Annotated in this window: 20 protein-coding genes; 7 read left to right on the forward strand and 13 right to left on the reverse strand. The window is 68.6% G+C overall.

The genetic code is table 11. From position 1 onward, the window contains the following. The first annotated feature begins 19 nt into the window (after positions 1-19). Positions 20-1,045 (forward strand): hypothetical protein, encoded by a 1,026-nt coding sequence (locus tag VD997_07455; protein ID HYE61818.1) that lies wholly within the window; start codon positions 20-22, stop codon positions 1,043-1,045. A gap of 304 nt (positions 1,046-1,349) precedes the next feature. Here VD997_07455 and VD997_07460 read toward each other — a convergent pair whose 3' ends face one another. After that, positions 1,350-3,065 (reverse strand): hypothetical protein, encoded by a 1,716-nt coding sequence (locus VD997_07460; GenBank protein HYE61819.1) that lies wholly within the window; start codon positions 3,063-3,065, stop codon positions 1,350-1,352. Between the two features lie 103 nt (positions 3,066-3,168). Between VD997_07460 and VD997_07465 the strand changes: the two genes are divergently transcribed. Genes VD997_07465 through VD997_07475 form a run of 3 tightly spaced genes read left to right on the forward strand, consistent with a single transcriptional unit; the run spans position 3,169 to position 5,526 of the window. Continuing rightward, positions 3,169-4,809, forward strand: a complete 1,641-nt coding sequence (locus VD997_07465) for a hypothetical protein (protein ID HYE61820.1) — start codon at positions 3,169-3,171, stop codon at positions 4,807-4,809. Between the two features lie 37 nt (positions 4,810-4,846). Then, entirely contained in the window at positions 4,847-5,095 is a 249-nt protein-coding gene (locus VD997_07470; protein ID HYE61821.1) for a ribbon-helix-helix protein, CopG family, read from the forward strand. Further along, positions 5,092-5,526: a TA system VapC family ribonuclease toxin gene (locus VD997_07475; GenBank protein ID HYE61822.1), complete on the forward strand. Its 435-nt coding sequence runs from the start codon at positions 5,092-5,094 to the stop codon at positions 5,524-5,526. The genes VD997_07470 and VD997_07475 overlap by 4 nt, the downstream gene beginning before the upstream one ends. On the opposite strand, the gene VD997_07480 is transcribed toward VD997_07475, so the two are convergent. Then, positions 5,523-6,311 carry a phosphatase PAP2 family protein gene (locus VD997_07480; protein HYE61823.1) on the reverse strand — a complete coding sequence of 263 codons (789 nt, stop codon included), beginning with the start codon at positions 6,309-6,311 and terminating at the stop codon, positions 5,523-5,525. The genes VD997_07475 and VD997_07480 overlap by 4 nt on opposite strands. A gap of 91 nt (positions 6,312-6,402) precedes the next feature. Then, positions 6,403-7,767, reverse strand: coding sequence for a pyridoxal-phosphate dependent enzyme (locus VD997_07485; GenBank protein HYE61824.1), 1,365 nt, complete (start codon positions 7,765-7,767; stop codon positions 6,403-6,405). Between the two features lie 182 nt (positions 7,768-7,949). Here VD997_07485 and VD997_07490 point away from each other — a divergent pair, with 182 nt between their 5' ends. Then, a complete protein-coding gene (locus VD997_07490) occupies positions 7,950-8,471 on the forward strand; it encodes a hypothetical protein (protein ID HYE61825.1) in 522 nt (173 codons plus the stop codon). 411 nt (positions 8,472-8,882) lie between these two features. Here VD997_07490 and VD997_07495 read toward each other — a convergent pair whose 3' ends face one another. The 9 genes from VD997_07495 to VD997_07535 form a co-directional block, all read right to left on the reverse strand. Next, on the reverse strand, positions 8,883-9,107 hold the full coding sequence (locus VD997_07495; protein ID HYE61826.1) for a hypothetical protein: 225 nt from the start codon (positions 9,105-9,107) through the stop codon (positions 8,883-8,885). 264 nt (positions 9,108-9,371) lie between these two features. Beyond that, positions 9,372-11,369 carry an alpha/beta hydrolase gene (locus VD997_07500; GenBank protein HYE61827.1) on the reverse strand — a complete coding sequence of 666 codons (1,998 nt, stop codon included), beginning with the start codon at positions 11,367-11,369 and terminating at the stop codon, positions 9,372-9,374. Between the two features lie 65 nt (positions 11,370-11,434). Further along, a complete protein-coding gene (locus tag VD997_07505; protein ID HYE61828.1) occupies positions 11,435-13,804 on the reverse strand; it encodes a M1 family aminopeptidase in 2,370 nt (789 codons plus the stop codon). A gap of 66 nt (positions 13,805-13,870) precedes the next feature. After that, the gene (locus VD997_07510) at positions 13,871-15,598 is read right to left on the reverse strand and encodes a hypothetical protein (GenBank protein ID HYE61829.1); all 1,728 of its coding nucleotides are present in this window, start codon (positions 15,596-15,598) and stop codon (positions 13,871-13,873) included. Positions 15,599-15,711: 113 nt separating this feature from the next. Beyond that, on the reverse strand, positions 15,712-17,874 hold the full coding sequence (locus VD997_07515) for a matrixin family metalloprotease (GenBank protein HYE61830.1): 2,163 nt from the start codon (positions 17,872-17,874) through the stop codon (positions 15,712-15,714). A gap of 310 nt (positions 17,875-18,184) precedes the next feature. Beyond that, entirely contained in the window at positions 18,185-19,468 is a 1,284-nt protein-coding gene (locus VD997_07520; GenBank protein HYE61831.1) for a DUF4340 domain-containing protein, read from the reverse strand. A gap of 71 nt (positions 19,469-19,539) precedes the next feature. Continuing rightward, a complete protein-coding gene (locus tag VD997_07525) occupies positions 19,540-21,453 on the reverse strand; it encodes a Gldg family protein (protein HYE61832.1) in 1,914 nt (637 codons plus the stop codon). A 6-nt stretch (positions 21,454-21,459) separates the two neighbouring features. Further along, positions 21,460-22,200 (reverse strand): ABC transporter permease, encoded by a 741-nt coding sequence (locus VD997_07530; protein ID HYE61833.1) that lies wholly within the window; start codon positions 22,198-22,200, stop codon positions 21,460-21,462. Continuing rightward, positions 22,197-22,961 carry an ABC transporter ATP-binding protein gene (locus tag VD997_07535; GenBank protein ID HYE61834.1) on the reverse strand — a complete coding sequence of 255 codons (765 nt, stop codon included), beginning with the start codon at positions 22,959-22,961 and terminating at the stop codon, positions 22,197-22,199. Before VD997_07535 ends, VD997_07530 begins: the two co-directional genes overlap by 4 nt. Positions 22,962-23,282: 321 nt before the next feature. On the opposite strand from VD997_07535, the gene VD997_07540 reads away from it, so the two are divergent. Further along, a complete protein-coding gene (locus VD997_07540) occupies positions 23,283-23,807 on the forward strand; it encodes an STAS domain-containing protein (GenBank protein ID HYE61835.1) in 525 nt (174 codons plus the stop codon). An 83-nt stretch (positions 23,808-23,890) separates the two neighbouring features. On the opposite strand, the gene VD997_07545 is transcribed toward VD997_07540, so the two are convergent. Then, the gene (locus VD997_07545) at positions 23,891-24,706 is read right to left on the reverse strand and encodes an AAA family ATPase (GenBank protein ID HYE61836.1); all 816 of its coding nucleotides are present in this window, start codon (positions 24,704-24,706) and stop codon (positions 23,891-23,893) included. Positions 24,707-25,458: 752 nt separating this feature from the next. Here VD997_07545 and VD997_07550 point away from each other — a divergent pair. Beyond that, complete coding sequence (locus tag VD997_07550; GenBank protein ID HYE61837.1) at positions 25,459-26,463, forward strand: hypothetical protein; 1,005 nt, start codon at positions 25,459-25,461, stop codon at positions 26,461-26,463. Positions 26,464-26,472: the final 9 nt, after the last annotated feature.

The raw sequence follows: 26,472 nt of genomic DNA on the forward strand, positions 1-26,472 counted from the left end.
CCCGTATTACCTTGGTCACATGCGGACCACACTCGCCCTGACCCTCGCCGCCCTTGGCGCACCAGCCCTTGCCCAGACCACGGCGACATGGATCAACCCCGCGGGCGGCTCGTTCGGGAACCCCGCCAACTGGAGCACCAACGCCGTGCCCGGCCCCCAGGACACCGCACGCGTCGACCTCCCCGGCACCTACACCATCACGCTCGACGCCGACCGCGCGATCGACACCCTCATCATCGCAGCCGGCCAGCCCACCCTCGACCTCGACACCCGCACCCTCACCACCCGAATCCGCCAGGACGCCGGCCTCGCGCGAATCACCAACGGCACCACGCGCGGCCGCCTGGATATGAACGGCGGGAACCTGGTCATCGAACCGAGCGCCGCCTGCCGCTCGGCGCTGCTCACCCAGACCGGCGCGGGCATCTACCTGACGGGGACTTCCCAGCTCACCGTGCGCGGCCTGCTGAGCCACACCTTCCCGGGCGATTACGGCCACCTCACGGTCGACCCCGCCGCCTCCATCCGCATCGAGAACAACGCCACCGTCAACGCCTACTACGTCAACGTCTACGGCGTGATGCAGCTCCTCGGCGGCAACCTGTACTACGACACGCTCGACACCTATGGCTTCATTGTCGCCGAGGGCGGCACCATCGGCGGCACCCTCCAGGTCTCCCTCCGCCACGGCACCCGCCTGACCGTCGGCGAGCGCATCCCGCTGATCACCCGCGGCAACAGCCCCATCAGCGGCGCCTTCGACGAAGTAATCATCCCGTCAGGCAACGACATCCCCGGCTATGTCCTCCAGCTCTCCATCACCCCCGACGAGGTCGCCCTTGACGTTCTCGGCGCCCCCTGCGTGATCGACTTCAACCACGACGGCGACCACGCCACCGACCAGGACATCGAGGACTTCTTCGCCTGCCTCGGCGGCCGCTGCTGCCCCACCTGTTCATCCGCCGACTTCAACGGCGACGGCGACACCGGCACCGACCAGGACATCGAAGCCTTCTTCCGCGTCCTCGGCGGCGGCAACTGCTGAATAGGAACCGCGACCGTAAGGGAGCGATACGGCCGCACCTCGCGGCCGTGCGCCTCTCGCCCGTGCCACCGAGATGTCCTCATCTCGGTGGTCCTCCTCGGTGGCGTCAACTGCTGAATAGGAACCGCGACCGTAAGGGAGCGCTACGGCCGCGCCTCGCGGCCGTGCGCCTCTCGCACGTGCCACCGAGATGTCCTCATCTCGGTGGTCCTCCTCGGTGGCGTCAACTGCTGAAATAAGAACCGCGACCGTAAGGGAGCGATACGGCCGCGCCTCGCGGCCGTGCTCCGTGCTCCTCACCGCACTAACACCCCTCCCCCACCACCGCCCGCAAAAACCCCTCCACATCCCCCCGCGTCCCCTCCACCCCATCGCCATCCGCGTCCGTGCTGCACGCATCGCAGCACCGCCCCGCAAGGCACGCGAAGAACGCCTCCACGTCCGCCTCGTCACCGTCAACGCCGTCGCGGTTCACATCGCTCTCGCACCGGCGCGCCGCCCGCTCGATCTCACCCCACATCAGCCCCGCCAGCGCATCCGCCCCCGCCCGCGACAGGTGCAGGTCGAACGCCACCGACAGCACCCGCGCCCCCTTCTTCCACGCCCCCGGCACGCCCTCCAGCCCCGCCGCGGTCACCGCGGTCGGCCGCGCCAGGAACCACCGCGGGCCCTCCGACACCCACACCTCTCCGTCGAGCCCCCCGGTGCTGCTCAGCTGCATCACGCCGCCGCTGCCCGCCTTCGTCACCGCCGCCTCCGCCTGCCGGAAGTACCACGCGCTGCTGAACGCCCCGCCGCGGCTGCCCCCCAGCGCCGCCAGGTTCACCACCCCACACCGCGCATCACTCTGACAAATCTCCCAGAGCCGCGCCGCCCGCGTGAGCGCGAACCGGTCCGGCGGCGGCAGCGAGCACGAGTACATTCCCACCAGCAGGAACCACGGCTCGCCCGCGCCGATGTCCGCCAGTGCCGCGCGGTACCGCGCGATGATCGCCCGCACGTTCTCGCGGTACACCGCCGTCGTCGCGCCATCCTCCGCCTCTCCGGGCGCAACGTTCACCCCCAGCGCAATCACCACCACCGGCGTAACCCCAGCATCCGCGAACCCGAACACGCGCAGGTGCTCGCGCAGCCCCTCGTCGCTGTACCCCCGCCCCTCGCCTTCCACGCGCAGGTGGTCCGCCGTGGTCCACCCTCCCTGCGCGATCGAGTGCACCTGCAACCCGCGCACGCCGGGGTCATAGAAGATCACCCCCGGCGTGATCAGCGCCGACCTTTCGCCGCCTTCGGCCCTCAGGCCGACATTCACCGCATCCCGCGCACGATCAAACGGCGCCCGCAGCAGCGATCCCACCTCGAAGTCCATCCACGTCCACCCCGCACGCTGCTTGTCCACCTCGCTCAACGCCCCCTCCACGCTGAACCCGCGCCCCGAGCTCACGCGCACACCCACGCGCTCCACCGCATCGGGCCCCGCGTACACCACCGCCCGGGCCCGCAGCCGCTGGCTCGCCAGCAGCTGCTGCGACGCCCGCGTCCCGCCCGCGTGCGCCAGCGGGAACAGCCGGAAGTCGGCCCGTGCCGCGCCCGCGTCCGCACCCGCGTGCAGCCGCCACTCCACCGCGTTCTCGGTCGCGAACCCCTTCACACCACCCGGCCACTCCTCTTCCAGCGCCATGTGCAGCACCCGCTCCTCCGAGTCCGCATGGTCGTAAGCCGAGCTGCCAACCCCCCGCGTCAGCTCCAGCCCGCCAGGAACGAACCCAGGCGCCGGGCAGTACACCCCGCGCCACGCCCGCGGCCTCCACACCCGCTGCATCCCCGCCGCCAGCGGCGTATGCCCCAACCCCCCCACATCACCCATCGTGTTCACCGACAGGCTGTCGCCCACCACCACCACCCGCGTGTCGCCCTCGGTAAGCGCCCGCGCCAACCCGCGCGGCACAAACGCCGCGGGCGCAACAGGCTGGGCCATCGCAGCGCCGGTCACCAGCAACGACACCACCGCGAGTGGTCTCATGGTTGCGGCTCCAGCCCAGAACGGGTGCACCGATCATGGCCCGCGCGCACAACCCCGCATGAGGCCCGCCGAAACCCCTCGCTCACCGGGTGTAGCATTGCCCATGCCGCTGCGCCTGTACAACACGCTCACCCGGAAGCTCGAGCCCTTCACGCCCAGTGACCCCGCGCACGTCACCTTCTACTCCTGCGGCCCCACCGTCTACGACGACGCGCACATCGGCAACTTCCGCTCCTTCCTCGCCGCGGACGTGCTCCGCCGCTTCGTCGAGTCGCCGCTGTGCGAGGTGACCACGCGTGACGGCCAGACGCACAAGGGCCCGCGCCGCGTCACCCACGTCATGAACATCACCGACGTCGGCCACATGACCGACGACGCCGAGGGCGGCGAGCAGGGCGAGGACCGCATGGCCGTCGCCGGCCGCCGCATCGAAGAAGCCAAGAAGTCCGGCAAGCTCCCCGCCGGCGTAAGCATCGACCCGCGCGACCCCTACCAGATCGCCCGCTTCTACGAGGACCGCTTCAAGGAGGACGCCCGCAAGCTCGGCCTCAAGGTGGCGCTCGAAGCCCAGCGCGACGAGTCGCTCATGCCCCGCGCCACCGCCAACGTGCAGGGCATGATCGCGGTCGTCCAGCGCCTGATCACCCGCGGCTTCGCGTACGCCGTCGGCGCACCCGGCCAGCGCGTCGTCTACTTCGACGTGCAGAAGTTCAGCACCTACGGCCGCCTCTCGGGTAACACCCTCGACCAGCTCCGCGCCGGCGCGGGCGGACGCGTCTCCGACACCAACCAGGCCCAGAAACGCCACCCCGCCGACTTCCTCCTCTGGAAAGAAGACGCCAGCCACATCATGAGGTGGGACTCGCCCTGGGGCGCCGGCTACCCCGGCTGGCACATCGAGTGCACGGCCATGAGCATCGGCCGCCTCTGGGGTACCCCGCCGCTCCGCGGCGGCTCTTCTGTTGACCTCATCAACTCGCTCCAGGTCGACAATGGCCTCCCGCTCATCGACCTGCACAGCGGCGGTGAGGACAACATCTTCCCCCACCACGAGTGCGAAATCGCCCAGTCCTGCGGCGCCTTCAACCAGGACCCCGCGGCCGGCACGTTCTCCTCGCTCTGGTTCCACCCGCGCTTCCTGCTCGTCGAGGGCACCAAGATGAGCAAGAGCAAGGGCAACTTCTACACCCAGCGCGACCTCTTCGCCAAGGGCATCGAGCCCGCCGCCCTGCGCTTCGAGCTCATCAAAACGCACTACCGCAGCAACGCCAACTTCACCTTCCAGGGCCTACAGGACTCGCAGCGCACGATGGAACGCTGGCGCCGCTTCCGCACTGAGGCGGCGAAGGGCCAGGACGCGCCCTCGCCCGAGGCCGAGCGCGCATCGCAGGAGATCGGCGCGGCGCTGCACGAGGACCTCAACGTCGCCGCCGCGATCGCGGCGGTGAACACGTGGATGTCAAAGAGCGGTCCCAACCAGAGCGACCTCAACGCCCTGAACGTGATCGACGCGGTGCTGGGCGTGCTCGAGCTGGAAGCCCCCGCGGCGGTGACCAGCGACATCGGGCTGTTCGCCCCGGGTGTCGAGCCCGACCCGGCGGTGATCGCCAAGCTGGAGGAGCGCCGCGCCGCCCGCGCGGCCAAGGACTTCAAGCGCTCCGACCAGATCCGCGACGAGCTCGCGGCCATGGGCTACGCCATCAAGGACGTCGCGGGCGGCAAGGTGGAAGTGCGAAGGGCCTAGTGGCCATACACCCATATTGATGGTACAATACACCCATATGAAGACCACGGTCGAGATCTCCGATGCGCTGTTCGAGCAGCTCCGCAAGCGCGCGCAGAAGGAGGGCGCCACGATGCGTGAGCTCATCGAGGCAGCTCTCCGGGCATTCCTCACACCGCCGCCGCGTGAGCGCAAGCCCTTCCGCCTGAAAGACGGGTCCGTTGGCGGCCGTGGACTTCAGCCGGGGGTTGATCTGAGCAACTGGAGCCACATCCGCGATCTCGCCTACCAGGGCCGCGGCGGGTGATTGCGGTTGATACCAACATCTTGGTGTATGCACACCGGAAGGACTCCGCCTTCCACACGCCGGCGATGAACGTCGTCCGTTCGCTCGCGGAAGGCGTCGAGCAATGGGCGATTCCCTGGCCATGTGTACACGAGTTCCTTGCGATCGTCACCCATCCAAAGGTGTTCTCGCCGCCGTCTACGACGGACGAAGCGCTGACGCAGGTCGACCTGTGGTTCCAATCACCGACCCTCACTGTCGTTGGAGAGTCGGAGAAGCACTGGGCGACGTTGCGAGACTTGGCCTTGAAAGCTCGTCTGCAAGGGCCGATCTTCCATGACGCGCGCATCGCTGCGATCTGCAAGGACCATGGGATTCGTGAGCTGTGGTCGGCCGATCGCGACCTCTCCAGGTTCACGACACTCAACACGCGCAACCCGCTACTGCCTTAGGGGGCCGCCCACTCGGCCTTGCGCACCGCCTCAAGCTCCTGCTTGAACTTCTCGTTCTTGAGCAGCGCATCAGCAATCGCGTCGCCCAGGGCCATGCCGGCGCAGACGTCCGTCGGGTAGTGGACGCCGGCGATGACGCGGTCGAGCGCGACCAGGCGGGCGCGGTCCCGGAGCGCGTCCTTGCTGCCCGGCGCGAGCTCCCCGAGCACGCGGGACCAGACCATGCCGAGCGTGGCGTGCCCGCTCGGGTAGCCGTTGCTGTCGCTGTGCTTGAGCAGCGGCTTGACGCGCGGGTCCTGCAGCGGCGGGCGCAGGCGGTTGTAGGTCTCCTTGGCGGGAGAGATGGCGACGTGGTACGCGTCGTTGTCGATTCGCTTGAAGAGGGCCGCGGTCCTGGGGTACTTCGCGGGTGTGAAGCCCTCGCCGCGTTCGCCCATCGCCTCGCCGAAGGTAAAGGGCGTCATCTTCTCCTCGGCCTCCATCCGCTTCTTCGCGGCCTCGGTCGCCTCGGCGCGGATGGCCAGGAGCAGGTCGGCCTCCGCCTTGGTCATGGGCGAGGCGCGGTCGAAGGGGCGGGGCAGCACAGCGCTCACGTCGACGTCGCCCATCTTGAGGAAGAAGGTCTGGGGAGCGGGGGCAGCGACTGGGCCGGCGGGTTGGGTGGCGGGCTGCGTTGCAGACTGAGTGGTGGGTTGTGAGACGACGGGCTGCTCTTCGGCGACCGGGCGCGTGCAGCCGGTGAGCAGGACGGCGGCGGCGAGCAGGGTGAGTATCCGGGTGTTCATCGTCTCTCCTGAGGGCAGGCAGTGGTCGAGCGGGCACGCTCTCGTTGCACCCCTTTGCTCGTGCAAAGGGCTCGTTGCTGGGATGCGATCCTTACTTGCGGCGGCTCATGAAGTCCAGCACGTCGATCTTGCTCACGATCCCCACGATCTTGTTGTTGTCCACCACAACGCCCACCTGGTCGGTCTCGAAGATTCGGAACAGCTCCTCGATGCGGGCCTTGGGGTAAATCAACCCGCCGATGGGGTGGCTGATGGTCTTCACCGGGCTGGTGACGGTAACCGTGCCGTCCTGCAGCCCGCGGAGGACGTCCACCTCGTGCACCATGCCGGTGGGGTGGCCCGCGCCGTCCACGATCGGCACCTGCGAAATGCCGTGCTCCTTGAACATGCCGATGATCTGGCCCACCGTCTTCTCCGGCGCGGCCGTGATGATCGGCCGCTTGGCCATCGCGCCGAGGATCTCCTCGACAACACCCAGGTCACGGTCCGAGCCCAGGAACCCGTGGTCCTTCATCCATGCGTCGCTGAGGAACTTGGTGGTGTAGCGGGTGGCCGAGTCGGGCAGCAGCGTGATCACCTTCTTGCCCGGGCCGAGCTGCTGGGCGACCTTGATGGCGATGTGCACGTTGCAGCCCGACGAGCCGCCACAGAAAAGCCCCTCCTCCCGCACCAGGCGGCGGGCCATGGTGAAGGCTTCCTTGTCGTTGGTCTGGTGGAACTCGTCGACGACGCTGTAGTCCATCGCGTCGCAGAGGATGTCCTCGCCGATGCCCTCGACCTTGTACACGTGCGGCGTAGGCATCGTCTTGGTGTAGAAGTAGTGGTAGTGGACCGAGCCGATGGGATCGACGCCCACCACGCGGATGTGCGGCGCCTTCTTCTTGATGTACCGCCCGATGCCGGAGACGGTGCCGCCCGTGCCAGCGCCGGCGACCACGGCGTCGAACTTGCCGCCCGTGTCCTCCCAGATCTCCGCGCCGGTGCTCAGCTCGTGGGCCTCGATGTTGAGCTTGTTGTGGTACTGGTTGACGTAGAAGGCGCCGGGGGTCTCGCGGGCGATCCGCTTGGCGGTCTCGACGTAGTGCTGGGGAGAATCGCCGGGCACGTCGGTGGGCGTGATCACCACCTCGGCCCCAAAGGCCTTGAGCATGTTCACCTTCTCCAGCGACATCTTGTCGGGCATGGTGAACACGCAGCGGTAGCCGCGCACCGCGGCCCACATGGCAACGCCCTGCCCGGTGTTCCCCGAGGTGTTCTCCACGATCGTCGCACCGGGCTTGATCAGCCCCATCTGCTCCGACCGGTTCAGGATGTGCACCGCCATCCGGTCCTTGATGGAGCCCGTGGGGTTCATGTACTCGCACTTCACCCACACCTCCGCGGCGCCAGCGGGGACCACCTTGTTCAGCTTGACCAGGGGGGTGTGTCCGACAGCGTCCAGGATGTTGTTGTACATGGGCACGTTGCTCGCCTCCGTTGGGTGGGGGCGATTCTACGTGCGGGGGTGTACGGAGACAGGTAGGGACAAATAGGAACCACGACCGTCAGGGAGCGATACGGCCGCGCCTCGCGGCCGTGCGTTCTCACACCCACACAAATGCCCCTGAACTCACCCCCCACCCAGTACGCTATAGCTCCATGCCCGAGCCCACCCCCACGCTCCGCCCCCAGCGCATCGGGCTCGCCCTCTCCACCCCCCTCCTCGCCGCCTTCGCCGCGGCCGCCCCGCGCCTCCTCAGCCTTCTCGCCAGCGCCCCCGACGACGAGGCCAGCATCGACCGCACGATCAGCGACATCGGCGCACTCGCGCTCGCCGTCGCGGCAGCCCTCGCCCCCATCCTGATCATCACCCCCGCATCGCTCTCCCCCGAGCTCCGACGACTCCACCGCTTCGCCGCCTGGACCGTTGGCCTCGCCGCCGCCTTCTGGATCCTCCCCACACCCTTCTGGATCGGACGCCTCATCACCTACGCGGGCCTCGCCGCCCTCGCCGCGGCCTACCTCATCATCTTCGCCCGCTCCGCCTTCAACACCCTCCGCGCTCGACCCCAAAGCCCCTGGACCGCCCCCATCGCCGCGCTCGGCTGCATCCTCTCCACCGCTCTCCTCCCCCTCACCATCGCCTACACCAACCTCGCCTGGCAACGCGGCATCGACTGACGCGACGCCTGCATACTTCCCCGCCCCAAAAGGGACGCCGGAGTGTTGCCACCAGTGGAGCGCAGCGGCGCTTCGCCGCAAGCGCAACTGGTGGATCCCGAGCGCTCGGCTCACACCGCCCCGAAAGGGGCGGAGGAGTGCCCTGCAAAGCAGGAGCGCAACCAAGCGCAACCGTTGTCCCCAACCGCGCGCAAACCCCTCCGCGCCCAACCCCCCACCCACCCACCACTTGCACCCCTAAATCCACGTCTGTGCGCACAACCCCGCCCGCGCACCAACCCAATCCGCCACTTTCCCACTTTTTCTTCCACCGAGAATTACCGCCCCCAAGCCCCACCACCCCCGCGCGCAAGTCAAAACCGCGCGCACAAACGTGACCCACACCGGGTTGGTTAGAGGCCCACCATGAACTCAGACCAGGAACAGCCCGGCCCGCTCCCTGCCGACATCCGACCTCCGACATCCGACATTCCCCTCACCCCCCGCGACCAGGAGCTCCTCGAAGCATGGTTCGCCCACGACACCCGCCTCCCCGAGCTCGCCGGTGAACTCAACACCTCCGTCCTCAAGCTCGCCGACTGGGCCGACCAGCCCCACATCCGCGCCCGCCTCGACAAGGTCGAGCGCATCGCTCACCAGCGCACCTCAACACTCCAGGCCGAGGCCACCCACCAGGCCCTCTCACGCCTGGTCGCCATCACTCGATTCTGCCAGCACGACGAAACCGCCCGCCGCGCCGCCAACATGATCCTGCGCAACAGGAACCCCGACCGTCAGGGAGGGTTCGGCCCCGCCGCGGGGCCGACCGCTCCACGGAACAACCGCGTCGCAGAGTCCAGCGCCGCACATCACGCCCGCGAAGCGCGGGCGTGCCGCTCCCTCACAGCCGCGGTTCCTGCTTCAGCAGGGGCCCCCACCGAGCACGCGGAAGAAGCTCTCAATGTCCTGGTCGGTGCCGATGTCGCCGTCTGCGTTGAAGTCGGCGCCGGTGCAGGCGGGGCAGCAGGTGCCGCCCAGGCAGGCGAAGAACGCCTCGATGTCCTGGTCGGTGCCGGTGTCGCCGTCGTGGTTGAAGTCGGCGGTGCAGGACATGAGTTGCGTGCGGAGCCACTCGCCGGTGGCGGCGCTGAGGGTGGTGCCGACGGAGCCGTGCCCGAAGCCCGGGGCGACGATGTGCGTGACGCCCACGCCCGCACCGTTCAGCGCATCGCGGAGGCGGAGGCTCTGGTTGAGCGGGACGACGGTGTCAACGTCGCCGTGGACGAGGAACATGGGCGGGTCGTTGGCGTCGACCTGTGCGACGGGGCTGCTGCTCGCGGCCCGCGAGGCGAGCGCAGGGAAGGGCTCACTGGGGTTGCTCAGGTTGGCGCGCAGCCACCCGAGGCCCTCACCCGCGCCGCTTACGCCCAGCAGCTTGGACTCGGGGGACGTCGGGTCGTCGTGGTTGAAGGAGCAGCCCACACTCTGCAGGGCGCAGTCGGGCTGCATGTTGAGGAGGTCGGCGGGCGGGTAAAACGCGGCCCCCGCGAGCACCGCGCTGGAGAACGCGCCGTTGCCGCCGGTGCTGCCCTCGAACGACGCGTCGCCGCTGGTGGTGGAGACGAGCGACGCGAGGTGGCCGCCGGCGGAGGAGCCCCACACACCGATGCGCTCGGGGTCGATGCCGTAGAGCCCGGCGTTGGCGCGGAGGTAGCGGATCGCGCCCTTGCAGTCGTGGAGCTGCGCGGGGAACACGCCCTCGTTGCTGAGGCGGTACTCGATGCTGGCGATGGTGACGCCGCGCTCGCGGAGGGCGAGTGCGAACGAGGGGGTCTGGTTGTGGCTGCCGGACTGCCATCCGCCGCCGTGGATCCAGACGATGACGGGGTGCGGGCCGCTCTGCGTGGTGGCGCCGTGGATGTCCATGTGGAGGTTGATGGTGCCGCCCCCGGTGACGGGGACGGTGGCATACACGACGTCGTCCCACGATGTCGGCGCGGGGGGCTCGCCCGCGTCGGCGGTGAGCATGTGACGCCAGACCTCGCGGTAGCGCGCCGTGCCGTCGGTGTTGCGCGGCGTGACGCTGTCCATCACGGGGCTGTTGTGGTACTGGCCGGCGACGGCGGGGGCGATGGACGTCGAGAGCTGCTGCGAGCCCGCGTAGGGCGGCGTGGTCGTGGCGATGTCGGTCACGGGGCCGGGGGCGCCCAGGGCGGTCCAGAAGGCGACCTTCTGCGAGAGCGCGTCCTGCGTGTGGCAGAGGCCGAAGTACTGCGCGGAGGGTGTGGCGTGCTGGGCCCACCACGCGGCCGGGTTGCCCGGGCCTCCGTCAGCCGCGGGTGCCGAAGTGCAGCAGCGGGCGAGCTCATGGTCCTTGGCGATGACGCCGGCGTTGCCGCCGCCCTGGCTGTGGCCCCACACGACGATGTCGCTCCAGCGGATGGCGTTGTTCTCGAGGTAGTCCCCCCAGCCCTCGCCGGGGTGCAGCGTGTCGAGGTGCAGCAGGAGCTTGATCAGGCGGTTCTCGAGGGAGTCGGGGCGGTTGACGGTGATGAACGGCGAGTGGTTGACGCCGATGATGAGCTCGCGGCGCACCTTGAGCGCGCAGTCGGGGTCGGTGGAGCCGTTGCAGAAGTTGAAGGGCGACCAGTCGTTGGGGTACGTGAGGCCGACCGCGTGGAACCCTTCCTCGGCGGCCAGTTTCAGGAGCTCGCGGGCGCCCGAGCCGGTGCCGCCCTGACCGTGGAGGAACAGGACGAGCCGCTGCCGGTGCGCGATATTGGGGTCGAACGCGGCGGCATGGTTACCGGTCCAGCCGGTGATCGCGGGCTCCGTGGCGACGGGCGCGATGAGCTCCTGACGGACCTGTGCGTGCGCGCCGGATGCGAGCGCGAGGATTGCAGCGGTGGTCAGGCGCATGTGCGGAGCTCCCATGTGTCCCCCGATTCGTCGCAGGTGAACGCGGGTGGGGGTGGGTGTATTGCTCAGCAGTTGCCGCCGCCCAGGACTCGGAAGAAGGACTCGATGTCCTGGTCGGTGCCGGTGTCGCCGTCGGCGTTGAAGTCGGCGCCGCCGGTGTAGCAGCCGGGGCAGCAGTTGCCCCCCAGGCACGCGAAGAAGGCCTCGATGTCCTGATCGGTGCCGATGTCGCCGTCGTTGTTGAAGTCGGCGGTGCCGCAGGTGGAGCCCTGGATGGAGAAGGTGAAGGAGGCGGGGCCGCCCGCGACGCCGTTGCCGCTGGGGAGGGCGGGCTGGTTGACGAGCATGGTGCCGGGGATGTCGCCGTCGAGCGTGAGGCCGGTCAGGTTACTGGTGACGCCGCTCACGCTGACGGTGTAGTCGCCGGGAGTAAGCGGCTGGGTGGGCGTGAAGGTGGCGGTGAAGGTGCCGGCGGTGTAGGTCTGCGAGCCGGGGATGGTGCCGCCGGGACCGGTGAGCGTGATGGCGCCGGGCGCGACGGTGACGGCCTCGCTGAAGGTGACCTGAACGCTGGTGGGCGCGGCGATGAGGGTGGCGCTTGGCGCGGGGGAGGTCGTCAGCACAACGGGGGGGCCGTTCTGATGGGACTCGGCGGTCTTGGCGGTGTTGAGGACCCAGTCGAGCGGGTCGAGCGCGGCGTCGGTGTACGCGCCGTTGATGGGGATGACGAAGTTCTGCGTGCGGGCGTTGTTGTTGAGCTTGACGGTCTGCGAGCCGGTGGAGGTTTCGACGCGAAGGTCGAGGGGCATGGCGAAGTAACCAGCGGGCGCGCCGGCGCCGGGCCACGCGGCGTTCTGCGTCTGGCGGAGGCTGACGCGGGCGTAGTTCTGGCCGGCGACGGTGAAGGGCTGCACGCCGTAGGCGTACGCGGGCGCGCCGATGCCGTAGACCCACTGGCGGAAGAACCAGGTGAGGTCCTGGCCGGCGACGCTGTTGGCCACCGCGATGAAGTCGTCGGTGGTGGCGGCGGTGCCCTCGTGGGCGAGGCGGTGGCCCTGCATGATGTCGTAGAAGGTCTCGTCGCCGACCAGGCCGCGGAGCATGTGGACGACCCAACCGCCCTTGCGGTAGGTGTAGGTGCTGCTGAAGATGCGGTTCACGTCGGCGACGTTGGTGACATAGACGCTGTCGCCGACGTTGGCGGGCTTGCGGGCGTTCATGGCGGCGCGGTAGGCGGGCGCGCCGGAGCTGCCGGGCTTGCGCTCTTCCCACAGCGCCTCGCTGTAGGTGGCGAAGCCCTCGTTGAGCCAGATGTCGGACCAGGTGCGGCAGGTGACGGCGTCGCCCCACCACTGGTGGGCGAGCTCGTGGGCGGTGACGCCCTCGTTGAAGGTGCCCTGGCCGGAGTTGGTCTGGTGCTCCATGCCGCCGGAGAAGTTGAACTCGTAGATGCCGTACTTCTCGTTGACGAAGGGGTACTCGCCGTAGAAGGGGCGGAAGGCGGCGAGCATGGGGACCACGCGCTCCCACGCGGCGCGGTTGGTGGGCGTGTCGCTGCTGGGGTAGATGTTGAACTCGACGGGCATGCTGCCGGTGCCGCCGTTGGAAAGGGGGTAGCTGTAGTTGAGGGTCCAGGTGTTGTAGACGGTGGTGGCGAAGGCGACCAGGTACGTCGCGGTCGGGTAGTTGGAGACCCAGCGGTACTTGCGCTTGCCCGCGGCGGGCGTGGTGACGGAGGCGAGCACGCCGTTGGCCACGGAGCGGTAGGCCTCGGGCGCGGTGATGGAGAAGTCGATGGTCGCCTTGTCGGTGTTGTCGCCGGCGAGGAAGACGTCGCCATCCTTGCACGGCCACCAGGTCGCGGCGAAGTAGGGCTCGCTGAGGGTGGCGACCATCACGGGCTGACCGGCGGTGCCGTTCTGGGTGGTGAACTCGATGGAGCCCATGCCGCGGGAGATGGCCGTGCCGCTGTAGGCGATGCGGACGGTGAAGACCTCGTTGGCGTTGTAGGGGCGGTCGAGGGTGATGGTGCGGCGGTAGCTGTTGGCGGCGGGGGTGGTGGCGGTGGCGGGGGTGGCGCTGTTGAGGAGGATGGAGCTGACGGTGTACTGGCTGCGGAGGACGAAGGTGAACTGGGTGAGGCCGTTGACCAGGCTCTTCACGGTGATGAGGTTGGAGCCGGTGATGGTCTCGTTGGTTGGGTTGACCTCGATGTCGAGGACGTAGGAGAGGACGTCGGTGTCGCCCAGGGCCTCGCGGGGGGAGTAGGCGTGGGACCAGGGCTCGGAGAGGAGGCCGGCGTCGGCGCGGAGGCGGGCCATGTGTGCCTTGCCGCAGCCGTCATGGCAGGCGTCGCCGCAGTCGTCCGTGGTTGGGGTTTGCGCGAGCGTTGTGGAAGCGAGGGCGCAGAGCAGCGCCGCGGCGAGACCCTTCATGACCACACCCCTTTCCTGCAAGCAGGCGCGTCGGCTTTCGCCGGCGGGCCTGTGGAATCGCTCGAACTAGCAGGCGTTTCCGCCCAGGACGCGGAAGAAGGCCTCGATGTCCTGGTCGGTGCCGAAGTCGCCGTCGCCGTTGAAGTCACTCCCCTGGCAGAAGCAGGCGTCGCAGCAGTTGCCGCCGAGGCAGGCGAAGAACGCCTCGATGTCCTGGTCGGTGCCGGAATCGCCGTCGCCGTTGTAGTCCTGGGGGCCGCAGGCGTTGCCGGGGCAGGAGGGGCCGCCGAAGGTGCCGTCCGGGTTCACGTTCTGCACCTGAATGTCGGCAGCGCCGCCCGAGGCGCCATTGCTCCAGCCCAGCACCACCGAGCCGTTGGCGAGCTTGGTCGAGCTGAGACGGCTCTTGCTGACAACGGTGGAGGAAGGCAGGTTGCTCCAGGCGACAGCGCCGTCCTCGGCGTTCACCCGGGCGGCGAAGACGACGTGGGTCGGGGCGGTGCTGCGGGCGTCGAACCCGGCAACGATGGCGCCGCCGTCGATCGCCTGACACTGGACGAAGGAGGACTGGTTGGCGTTCGCCGGGATGACCGTGGTGCCGAGGTCGGACCACAGGCGTGCGCCGGAAGCGTTGAAGGCGTTGACGATGGTGCTGTAGTTGCCCTGAGGGCTGGCGTTGCTCTCGGGGGACGCGAGGTAATAGGTCTGAGTGGAGGCGTCGTAGGCGGCCTCGGCGCCGATGCGGATGCGGGTGCCGGGGCCGAGGACGTTGGAGACGCCGTTGATGGGGAACTGGTACGAGCCGTCGGCGTGGAGGTGCTGGATGTAGGCGTTGCGGGGGCCGCCGTTCTCGTACCAGCCGATGACGACGCCGCCCTGGCCGTCGGGGATCATGGTGGGGAAGTAGCCGTTCTGGATGGAGCCGCCGAGGGTGGCGTTGTAGGTGCCGGTGGTGGTGGAGGTGGACCACGCGGAGCCGGGGGTGGGCTGGTACACGACGACGCCGGTGACGGGGCCGAGTGGCGCGGCGACGGTGGTGGGTGTCCAGAGCGGGGCGCCGGTGCTGTCGTACTTCATCGCGAGCAGGTGCTTGCTGCTGGTGGTGGCGCTGGTGCTGGTGCCGCGGATCCAGAGCACGATGAAGGAGCCGTTGTCCGAAGCCTGAATATCGGACAGCGCCGTGTAGCGGGTTGGCTCAATGACATTGATCCCGTTGCCGGACCACTGCGGCTGGCCGGTGGCGTCGAGCCTCTGCATCGTCCAGCTGCTGGGGCTGGTGCCCGCGGTCCATCCGACCGCGTACCCGCCGTCGGTGAGGAGCGTGAGTTGAGGCGGGCCCTTGAAGGTGCTGTCGGTGGTGATGGTGCGCGCCCACACGATGCTGCCGTCGGGCGCGACCTTCTTGACGGTGACCTGCTGGGGGGTGCCCGAGACGCCGCCATCGTCGTTGAACGCGAGGGTTGCGTTGCCCTGGGCGTCCACCACCACGTCGTAGTCCTGCGTCGAGGACACAGCGCGGTCGGCGATGAGCACGCCGTTGTGGGCCCACTGCTCGTTGCCCGCGGCGTCCAGACGCTGGAGATAGACGTCGTAGCCGCCGGTGGAGTTGTCGAACCAGCTCACGTAAAGGCCGCCGTCGGGCGCGGCGCGGACCTTGGGCTGGACCTGATCGCCGGTGCGGTCGGCGATGGTCAGGTTGTTGGCGGGGTCGGACGAGAACTGCGCGAGGGCGCAGGGGCCCGCGAGGCCGGACAGGGCGACGACGCAGGCCACGGGCAGGATCGATGTCTTCACGGGGTCTCTCCTCCTTTGGGCCGCCGACCACCCGCGGCAGCACAGGCTATCCGGAGGGAACCCCGGTGGGATGCACGAACCTTGGTGTTTCCGCGCTGTCTCCCTTGCGAATCTCAGCAGGTGCCGCCGCCCAGGACGCGGAAGAAGGCCTCGATGTCCTGATCGGTTCCGGTGTCGCCGTCGCCGTTGAAGTCGGCGCCCTGGCAGAAGCAGCTCTCGCAGCAGTTGCCGCCCAGGCAGGAGAAGAAGGCCTCGATGTCCTGGTCGGTGCCGCTGTCGCCGTCGCCGTTGAAGTCCTGCGGGCCGCACTCGTCGCCGGGGCAGCCGCCGCCCGGGGGGACGACGTCGACGACGACGGTGTCGGTGGAGATGCCGGAGTTGTTATCGAAGACGGTGAGGGTGATCGTGTGCGAGCCCTGGGTGAGGTTGACGTTGCTGGTGGGGCTGCTGGTCTGGGCGAGGGTGGTGAAGCCCTCCTGCCAGCGGTAGATGGTGAGGGAGCCGTCGCTGTCGGAGCTGGCGGAGGCGTTGAGCGTGACGGCCTCGGAGCCGCTGTTGTCGGTGTCCACGACGGTCTGGTCGGGGCCGGCGTTGGCGGTGGGCAGGGCGTTGCGGCGGCCGGTGTCGCCATCGGTGGAGGTGAAGCGGAAGTTGGGGTCGTCGGGCTGGATGACCTTGAGGAAGTAGTAGTACGTGGTGCCGGGGTTGGCGGTGGTGTCTTCGAAGGAGGTGGTGCCCGCGGGGAGCGAGGGGCTGACGTTGGTGCCGCCGAAGGTGGCGTTGCTGGTGTTGCGGTAGACCTGGTAGGCGGTGGCGTCGGGGATGGAGCTCCACGTCACGCGGACCTTGTCGCTGAAGGTGCCGTCGGTGGCGCTGGGCGTGAGGTTGGTGGAGCGGACCGAGATGTTGAGCTTGTAGAGCTGCACGGTGGCGAGGGGCCCCGCCTGGGAGACGCGCACGTAGGTGGTGCCGTTGGCCACCATCAGCCCGGAGATGGACTCAACGAGGCCGGCGGCGGACTCGTTGTTGGTGCGGAGCACGGTGGTGCCGTTGGACTTGAAGACGGTGAGCAGCAGGTCGGTGGCGGCGAGGGCGTTCTCGTTGGCGCCGGCGGAGCAGGACCCGTTGGCGTTCTGCTGGCCGTCGAGGTAGGTGGTGCCGTGGGGGGTCAGGGTGATGTCGACGAGGCGCGGGTCCTCGACGGTGAACTTGAACCAGTCGACCTCGCCGAAGGCGTCGAGGCTGAGGGTGGCGGCATTGGTGACGGTTGGGGCGGGGACGTTGCCGAGGATGAGGTTCTGGCCGGGGACGAGGGCGCCGAGGTCGGTGGCGCCGGCGGCGTTGTTGTTGGGCTCAAGGGCGTCGCCGTAGCTCTCGTGGCCGGCGCGGATTTCGTCGAGCTGGGGGCCGTCAAAGTTGGTGGCGAGCAGGGGCTCCATGAGCTTGGTGGAGTTCATGGGGCAAACGTGGGCGAGGCCCAGGCCGTGCCCGTGCTCGTGCATGATGACGTTGCGGAGGAAGAGGTAGGTGCCGCCCGGGGAGTTCCAGTTCTCGGCGGAGTCCATGACCATGTCGCCGTTGTCGGGGAAGGAGTTGTACGCCAGGACGTTGCTGTTGTTGTCGATGGGGTGCATGGCGATGCGGACCATGCCCCGGTTGGTACCGCTGCCGGTGCCCCATGCGGCGCCGTCGTCCCAGTCGTTGGCGCCCATACGCACGCGGGTGTAGGTGAGGCCGGTGAGGGCCTCCCAGCGGGCGAAGGAGTTCTCGAACTGCGTGACCCAGGTGGTGCGTCCGCCCAGGCCGGAGAAGAGCTGGTCCATGCGCTGGAAGAGGATGTTGGGCGAAGTCGCCTCGCTGGGGATCTGGCCGTTGGCCGGGATGCTCAGGCCGTCGGGCGCGAAGCTCCAGGTGATCTGGAGGCGGTCGCCGGGGTTGCCGACGGACCAGCGTGTACCGATCTGGTAGCGGCTCTGATAGCCGTCAGCCATGGCGGCGTTCACCGCGGCCATGACCTCGGGGCTGGTGCCGTCGGCGAAGCACGCGGCGATGGGGCCGCGGTCGTCGGGATCGCCGCTCTCGAGAATGCCAAGGACCTTGTTGACGACCATGGGGCCGCGGATCTGGGAATGGGTGCGGCCGTCCTGGAAGGAGACGTCGAAGGCGTTGAAGTCGACGGGGGCGTGCTCAAGAGGGCCGGCGAGGGCGGGAGTGGCGATGCCGGCGAGTGCCAACAGAATGAAGGGCGCGAAACCGCGCGTGTAGCTCGTGGTCATCGAGAACGTCTCCGTAATGCGAAGCAGGCGGCGGAAACCGCCGCGGAACCCTGAACACCCCTTCCGACCCTTGCGGGCGAACGACCGCACGGACCGGGAACCCGAATCGGGCAGGGACCAGAATACCGACTTCACGGCCCCTGACGACCCCAACAAAGCCAACATGCCACCGATTCGGCCGTTCGTCCCCCCCTGTTTCGCCGCCCCCGGGAAAAGACCGATTTATCGGGCGAAGACCCCAATGCCTGTCAAGGGTGGTTCATGCGCGCGGGCGGGCGTGGCGGCGGCTTGCCCATGTTCACGCCCGTCTTCACTCGGGCTGCTGTTGAGGCGCAGGGGCGGGCGCGGGGGTTTCCGTGGGTGTGGGCTGCGGCGGTGTGGTGGGCGCGGGAGCGGGCGGGGTTGGCGACGTCGGGGCGGGTGGGAGCGGCGCCGTTTCGGGGGTGGGCGCGGGCGGCGGCTCGATGGGCTTGAGGACGTCCTCGAGCTTGGTGGTGAGGTTGGTGACCTTGTAGTCGGGCAGGATGTAGACCCAAGCGGCGTGGCGCTGGTTGATCTGCGCGGCCTTGGTCTTCGCGGCTTCGATGGCGGCCTTCGCGGCGTCGTCCGCGGGCGGCTGGGCGGGGTCTTCGTGCGCCGCCTTGATGGACCACCAGCGCTTGCCGTCCTTTGTGACGGCGGAGGCGGTGATGATGAGGCCGTCGAAGGTGCGGGCCTGGGCGGTGAGCTCGGGGCTGCTCATGTCGATGGTCGAGGCTGGGGCGACGTCGTCGATGGTGACGCCGGTGAGGGCCTGGGCCACGCGCATGGGCGCGTACTCGTCCTTAAGGGCGCGGCCCTCGGGCAGGTTGTCGAGCTTGAAGGCGGGGTCGGCGGGGAGGGCCTTGGAGACGGAGACGATCTGGTCGGCGGGCGGTGTCTCTGGCGTTGCGTGTGCGGCCTTGTGGGTGATGGTTGCGCTGCGGACGCGTTGGAGGTCGAGGTCGAAGGCGGAGCGCGTGACCCACGACATGGGCTCGGGGGTGATGACGAGGTTGCCGGCGGCGAGGTAGCTCTGGGGCTCGCCGCTGCGGCGGACGAAGTAGCGCGGGCGGGCAAGGGCAGGGTCCTCGCCGCTGGGGGCGCTGGAAGCGTTGCCGATGATGACGCTGCCGAGGGGCTGACCCTGCGCGTTGCTGAGCTCGATGAGGGCGCCCGCGGCGCCGGGCTTGTCTACCTCGCCGACTCCGATGCGGTCGTAGAGCTCGGGCTTGGCGGTCTTGGTCTCGACGATGCGGGCGTCGAGCACCTCCCCGATGAGCTTGCGGACGCGCTCGCTTTCGGCGGGGTAGGCGTGCTTGCTGGCGACGACCCACTGGGGCTTGCCGTCCTGTTCCTTGGACTCGAGGACGGTCTCGACGGCGCCGCGCTTGAGGCGGACCTTGGCGATTTTGCCGAGCTGCTCGCGGGCCTTGGGGAGGAGGAGCTCGCCGTTGGCGGCGGCGGCCGCGCTTGAGGAGCCGGCGCGGTCGCCTGAGCGGGAGACAACCACGGCCGCGCCCGCTGCGAGGAGAAGAGCAGCCACAACCAATCCGCCGACAGTCTTGTTGTTCATCGCTTCACCGTGTCACTGAATGTACAAACCGCCGTGCATTGACTCCGCGCTTCAGCGTCTCCGCGAGAGGCTCATGCCTTGCGGCGCCTGCGGGCGGCCCTGAACCCGGCGAGGCCCAGTGCGCCCACGGTCACGAGGGCGGGGATGAGGGCGATGTTGATGAGACGGAGCTTCATGCCGAGGGTTTCGATGTCCTGGCTGAGGCCGTGCTCGACGCGCCGGAGCTGCTTGCGGGTACTGGCGTGCTCGACGCGGAGGTCGTCGAGGACTTTTTGCTGCTCGGGGGTGAGGACGAGGTTGTTGTCGTCGCTGCCGCGCTTGGCCTGGAGCTCCTCGAGCTTGCGGACGGTGTCCTGGAGCTTGAGGTTGAGGGCCTTCTGCTCGGCGGCGTACTTCTCCTCGGCCTCGCGCTGCATTTTCTGGACGAGGTCGAAGGGGCGCTGCTCGCTGGGCTTGGCGCGGACGCCGATGAGGTCGCTGCTGCCGCTCATGTTCTCGAGGGCGTTGATGACGAAGTCGGCGTTGTCGGCGAGCTTGGTGCCGAGGTTCTGGCCGAAGAAGTTCTGCACGCGGATCCACTGGTTGTCGCTGAGCAGGTCGGCATCGGCGACAAGGATGACGTTGAGCGGGCCCTTCTGCACGCCGGCGGGGACGGCGGGGGTCTCGCCCGCGGCGGGCAGCCCATTCGGGAAGGCGGTCTCGACCTCGCCGCTGAGGCGGGCGGCGACGACGAGGGGCTGCGTGCCGGCCTGGTAGTGTTCGAGCATGGCCTTGGGGTCGGGGCCGGTGGGCATGGCGAGCTCCATCACCGGCATTTCCCAGGCGCCGGCGGTGGTGGAGGCGAGGGGGGCGATGGTGGCCTTGGGCTTGCTCGCGGGCGCCTGGCCTTCGGCGGGCGCGGCGTCGGCCTTGGCGCGGATAAAGCCGCTGCTGGCGAAGTTGACGGTGTTCAGCTGGCCGGTGACGGGGTCGTCCTTGGTGAGCTGCTCGCGGGTGAGGCCGATCCAAGGGACGTAGGTGACGCGCTCGGGGCGCTGCTGGTTGCCGTACATGACGATTTTGGCGAGGGACTTGTCGGCGGCGATCTGGCCGCGGACGACCTCGACGCCCCAGGTGTCGAGCAGTTTGGTGAACTCGCTGAAGCGGGCGGTGGGGTCCTGGCCGGCGCTCTCGTCGCTCTCGCAGAAGGGGTCGACGAAGGCGACGAGGCGGCCGCCCTTGAGGACGTACTGGTCGATGGCGAAGAGGGTCTGGTCGTCGAGGTTCTTGGGGTGGGCGACCATGAGCACGTTGATGTCGGCGGGGATTTCCTTCTGGGTGCCGGAGAGCTGGCGGAGCTCGAAGGTGCCGCGGATCTGCTCGGCGATTTGCCAGCTGGGGGTGCGGACGGGTTGGCGGGTGCGCTGGTCGAAAGTGAAGCCGCCGGACATCTGGAGGGGGGTGATGAGGCCGACGACTTTCTTCTTGGGGTTGTTGAGGGCGTAGAGCATCCGCGAGACGTCGTACTCGAGGAAGCGCTCTTTGCTGGGGTCGGGGCTGAGGAAGGGGATCACCTCGCGGCCATCGGTGGTGTTGGTGCCTACGAGGCCCAGGTACAGGCTCTTGCCGGGGCCGACGGGGACGCCGGTGACGCCCGCGGCGATGGCTTCGTCCTCGGCCTCGCTGTTGGGCTCGGGGTCGACGACGCTGAGCTTGATGTTGCCGCCGCTGATGCGGACGTACTCCTCGAGCAGTTCGCGGACGCGCCGGGCGTAGGTCTGCACCTGCGGGGTGCCCTGGGCGAGCTTGCTGCTGTAGTAGAACGTGAGGGTGACGGGCTCTTCGATGCCCGCGGCGATGTTGCGCGAGCCCTGGGTGAGGGTGAACACCTTGCCCTGGGTGAGGTCCAGGCGGGTGTTGCGGAGGCCGGCTGTGGCCAGCATGTTCACCGCGAAGAAGAGCACGATGAGGGCGATGATGCCGCCGATCAATCCAGCGCGTCGCATGCGTCGTTACTCCGCCTTCTTGGCCTCGAGGACGAGGCTGGTGCCGGCGAGGCACACGGCCATGAGTGAACCGAAGAACACCAGGTCGCGGATGTCGACAACGCCCTTGGAGAGGCCGTCGAACCGCGTGAGGAAGCTGAAGCTGGCGACCGCGTCGACGATCGCTGCGGGCGCCCAGCCGCGGAGGAACTCGATGACGGGGGTGAAGCCGGCGAGCAGCAGGGCGAAGCAGGCGACCACCGTGAGGATGAACGCGACGACCTGGCTCTTGGTGGCGGCGCTGAGGAGCGAGCCGACCGCGAGGAAGCCGCCGGCCATGAGGACGCTGCCGAGGTAGGCGGTGGCGATGGCGCCGTTGTCGGGCTCGCCGAGGTAGTTGACGGTGACCCACATCGGGAAGGTGAGCAGCAGGGCGATCGCGGCGAACACCCACGCGGCGAGGAACTTGCCCACGACCGCGCCCGTGAGGGAGATGGGGAGCGTGAGCAGGAGCTCGATGGTCCCGGCGCGGCGTTCCTCGGCCCACATGCGCATCGAGACGGCGGGGATCAGGAAGAGGAAGAGCCAGGGCATGAAGCCGAAGAAGCTGCGGAGGTCGGCCTGGCCGTGGTCCCAGAAGCCGCCCATGCCGCGGTCCCAGGCGAAGACGCCGGCGAGGACAAGGAAGACGACGATGAACACGTACGCGACGGGGGTGACGAAGTACCCCGACAGTTCGCGTTTGAAGACGGCGGTTGCGCCTCTCATGCCCCCACCTCCTGAAGCTTGCGTTCGTTGCGGCGGCCGGTCATTTCGCGGAAGACATCCTCGAGCCTGCCGCTCGGGTGCCGCTTGCAGAGCTCGGCGGGCGTCGAGTCGGCGACGACCTTGCCTCCGGCGATGATGATCGCCCGCGTGCACACGGCCTCCACCTCTTCGAGAATGTGCGTCGAGAGCACGATGGCCTTGCCGCCCGCTCCCGCCATCTCGCGGATGAGGTTGCGGACCTCGTGCTTCTGGTTGGGGTCCAGGCCGTCGGTGGGCTCGTCGAGGATCAGCACGCGCGGATCATGCAGGATCGCCTGGGCGAGGCCGACGCGGCGCTTGAAACCCTTGGAGAGCGTCTCGATGGGCTGGCGGAGGACGCCCTCGAGGTTGGCGCGCTTCACGGCCTTGGCGACGGCGTCGCGTCTGGCCTGGGCGCGGAGGCCGCGGGCGGCGGCGCAGAACTCCAGGAAGGCCTGGGCGGTCATATCGGGGTAGCCGGGGGCGCCTTCGGGGAGGTAGCCGATCTGCTCCTTGGCCTTGAGGGGCTCCCTGGCGACGTCGTGCCCGGCGACGATCGCTGTCCCGGAGGTGGGGGCGAGGAAGCCGGTGACCATCTTCATGGTCGTGCTCTTGCCGGCGCCGTTAGGTCCGAGAAACCCGAGCACTTCGCCCGGGCCGACGGTGAAGCTGATGTTGTCCACGGCGAGGATGCCGCCGGGGAAGCGTCTGGTCAGTCCGCGGAGCTCAATGAGGTTGGCCATGACTCCTCTTCTTCTCTGCTGACCGCCGCGCCCCCCTGGGGAGGGAGCGCGGCGGGGTCGCTCACGCTAACAGGCCCGGGCGCGGGTCCGCAAAGTGCGGCGGCGCCGCGGGATAGAACACATAGGCCGCGCCACCCGACCGTGTCCAGCCCCCTTTGTGAGTGCGGGGACTCTCCGTTGGTGGCGTTGGGCCCGCCTGTTTTTCACCTTCGGGGCGGGTCTGTTCGGCGTTCCCCACGTCCATGGGGCGCGCGTTCGCAACGTCCAGGCGGCGGCCGTGCAGGGATGCAGGGCCCCCCGCAGCCAAGGAAGGAAGCCTGCATGGAGTCCACGGGTACGTCGTTTACCTCCCCCACTGCGACCGGCTCGGCAACGGGCGGGAGCGCGGTGGCCACGCTGCAGAACTCGGAGGGCACGGTGTTCAGCTTCTCCCGCGTGGGGGACGCGGCGGTGGTGACGCTGGCGTGCCCGGCGGTGCGGGAGTGGCAGGCGTCGGTGCTGCACTCCTACCTGGCGGACGTGGTGGACCGCAACCGCGGGCGGGCCGTGATCGTGGATGTCGCGGGCATCCAGCAGTTCTCGTGCGCGTGGCTGAACACCCTGATCAGGCTGACCGAACGGGCGGCCCAGATGGGCGGCTCACTCATGGTGGTGGGCTTCTCGCGCGACACGCGCCGGCTCATGAAGTCCACCGGCGTGTTCCGGCGGCTGAACGTGATGGGCTCGACGGCGGAGGCTCTGAGCGCGGCGGGGGCGGCGGAGGTGCCCGGGTGGAAGCTGGCGGTGGCGCGGATGCTGCAGATCCCGCTGGCGGCGGGGGGGAGGGCGGGGCGGCGGGCGGCGTGAGGGGGTGGGGTGGGCTTGCCCAATAGACGAAGCCGGAGCAGTCGCCCCGGCCTCGCGGTCAACATTGAACATGGAACATTGACTCACTTCACAAACCACATCCACGTGCTGCCCTCTTTGCGGGAGGAGAACCCGTACTGCGACTTGAAGTTGGGCTTCTGCACCACGAGCCAGGAGACGCCCGCCCTGAGCGCCATGTCGCGCACGGCGGCCGTGGGCACCGGCCCCGCGGCCATCGCTGCCTTCAGCTGCTGGGCGAAGGCGTCCATGGCCTGCTGCTTCTCGCCCGCCCTGTCACCCGCCTTGCCCATCCGGGGCTCGCCCTTGAGCAGCTCGTCGGCCTGACCCTCGACGACCTCGACCCACTCGACCTTGCCGCCCTCGACCTTGTAGCGGTAGCCGGTGCGGTCGCTGGCGAGGTTGCTCTTGACCGTGAGCAGCAGCCGCAGCTCGGGGTCGTCCTTGTCGCGGCTGACCAGCAGCACCACGCGGGCCGCGGCGGTGAACGCGAGCGAGCCCATGGCGGCGTGCAGGGCCTTGGCCGCCTCGCTCTTGCGCATGTGGGTGACGAGCACCACCGCCACATCGTGGTCCGCGGCCAGGTCGCTGAGCGGCTTGAGCATCGCCCGCACCTGGGCGTTGTTGTAGCTGTCGGTGCCGCCCACGTAGGCCGACACCGGATCGACCACCAGCAGCCCCACCGGCTCGCCCGCCGTCAGCAGCTGGGCCAAGTCGCGCGAGTGCTCGCCGATGATGAAGTCGCTGACGCGGTCCTCGTCGCCGTCCTCGATGATGGCGTCGATGATGTCGATCTTGGACAGGTCGGCGCCCATGGTCTCCAGGCGCGGGCGGATGGTGTCGGCGGGGTCGTCCTCGGCGGACAGGAGAAGGCTCCGCAGCGGCTCGCCGTGCGGTTCATCGGTGAGCGGGCGGGTGGCATCACCTTACTGATGTGACGATACGTGCCACTACCTTTCGGCTCTGCGAAAGGTAGTGGCTTCGCGCGGGGGTGCGCGTACTTACATTGAGGGGCGGCGTGCGAGTGATCCTCCTCCGCTCCTTCGGAGCGGGTCTGGGAGTGGGGAAGGGGTTGATGGGTCCGCTCTCCACCAGTTGCGCTCGTCGCGAAGTGCGACTCGCTCCACTGGTGGCAACACTCCGGGGCTCCTTCGGAGCCCCAAGCGCAGCAGTCAGCTGGAGAAAGTGAGGCGTCAGGGCGTTGATGGGTCCCGCAGTCCAGTTGCGCTCGTCGCGGGGCGCGACTCGCTCCACCTGGTGGCAACACTCCGGGGCTCCTTCGGAGGCCCAAGAGCAGCGGTCAACTGGAGAAAGCGAGGCGCCAGGGCGTTGATGGGTCCTGCAGTCCAGTTGCGCTCGTCGCGAGGCGCGACTCGCTCCACTGGTGGCAACACTTCGGGGCTCCTTCGGAGGCCCAAGAGCAGCAGTCAACTGGAGAAAGTGAGGCGCCAGGGCGTTGATGGGTCCCGCAGTCCAGTTGCGCTCGTCGCGAGGCGCGACTCGCTCCACTGGTGGCAACACTCCGGGGCTCCTTTGGAGCCAGGCGCATTCGATCTCTTCGACGCGAGGGCGCGCCGGGTTGAGCGTACCGCGCTTCACACATCGGCACCGTGCGTTCGAGTACCTTTTGAGGATGATGACTCCTCGCGTCTGCGCGATACTGGCCAGCATCCTCATTTTCTGCGTGCTCGCGGTGGGGGGCTGCTCATCGGGCCCGCGGGGAATGGGCCAGCCCGAGGCAGCTCCGCAGCAGGCTCCGCCGACGCTCTCGGTGCAAGCGCCGGAGCCTTACACGGTCTCGCCCGAGTGGCGCAGGGGGGACCGGATGGATTACCTCGTGGCGCTCACCCCCGACAACGGATCGCTCGACGGCGAAGTCGTTGAAGTCCAGTTGACGGTCACGGTGATCAAGGCAACGCCGGACCTTGTGGTGCTCGAGTTCGACACGGAGCCGCCGCCTCATCTCACGCTGCCGCGGAACTCCACCGCGGCTCTCAACTTCGAGTTTGACCCTCAGGTGCGGTTTGGGACCGGCATCGTGGGTCACGAGCTGCACAACTTCGAAGAAGGGCGCGCGTGGCTGGACCGGTATGCGAAGGCGCACATGCGCGAGATGCGGCTCAAGGGGGCGCCGAGAGAGACAATCGAGAGACTTAAGAGTGTGTACGAGGGTTTCGGGGAGGACCGGCGGCTGCTCCTGACGTCGGTGTTCAAGCACCCATCGCTGTTCATGGCGGTCCTCGGCAAGCAGGGGTTCATCGGAGCCGAGATGACCGACAATCAGCCCGGCCCAAACCCGTTCGGCGAAGGATTCATTAGTTCGAGCCGAACGCTGAGTGTTGAGCGGGTGGGTGACCGCCACCTGCGTTTCCACGAAGTGGTCAGGCCGGACACGCGCGAGCTGATGGAGTCGTTCGTGGCGATGGTGGATCGGACCGGCGGCAAACCCTTCCCGGAGAGGTTCGTCGATGAAGCCGTGGCTGCGGGCGCGGCGAACACCCTGGAGATCGAGTTCATCCTCGAAGAGCGTTCGGGATGGCCGGAGATCATCGAGTCGCGCAACATCTTCCATGACGGGACGTCGACGAAGGTGACCGAGCAGCGGCTGAGGCGTTTCCAGGGGTGCGTTGCGCGGTGAGTGGCGGCC

The sequence above is a fragment of the Phycisphaerales bacterium genome (genome assembly GCA_035627955.1).
Classification (GTDB): Bacteria; Planctomycetota; Phycisphaerae; order Phycisphaerales; family UBA1924; genus JAEYTB01.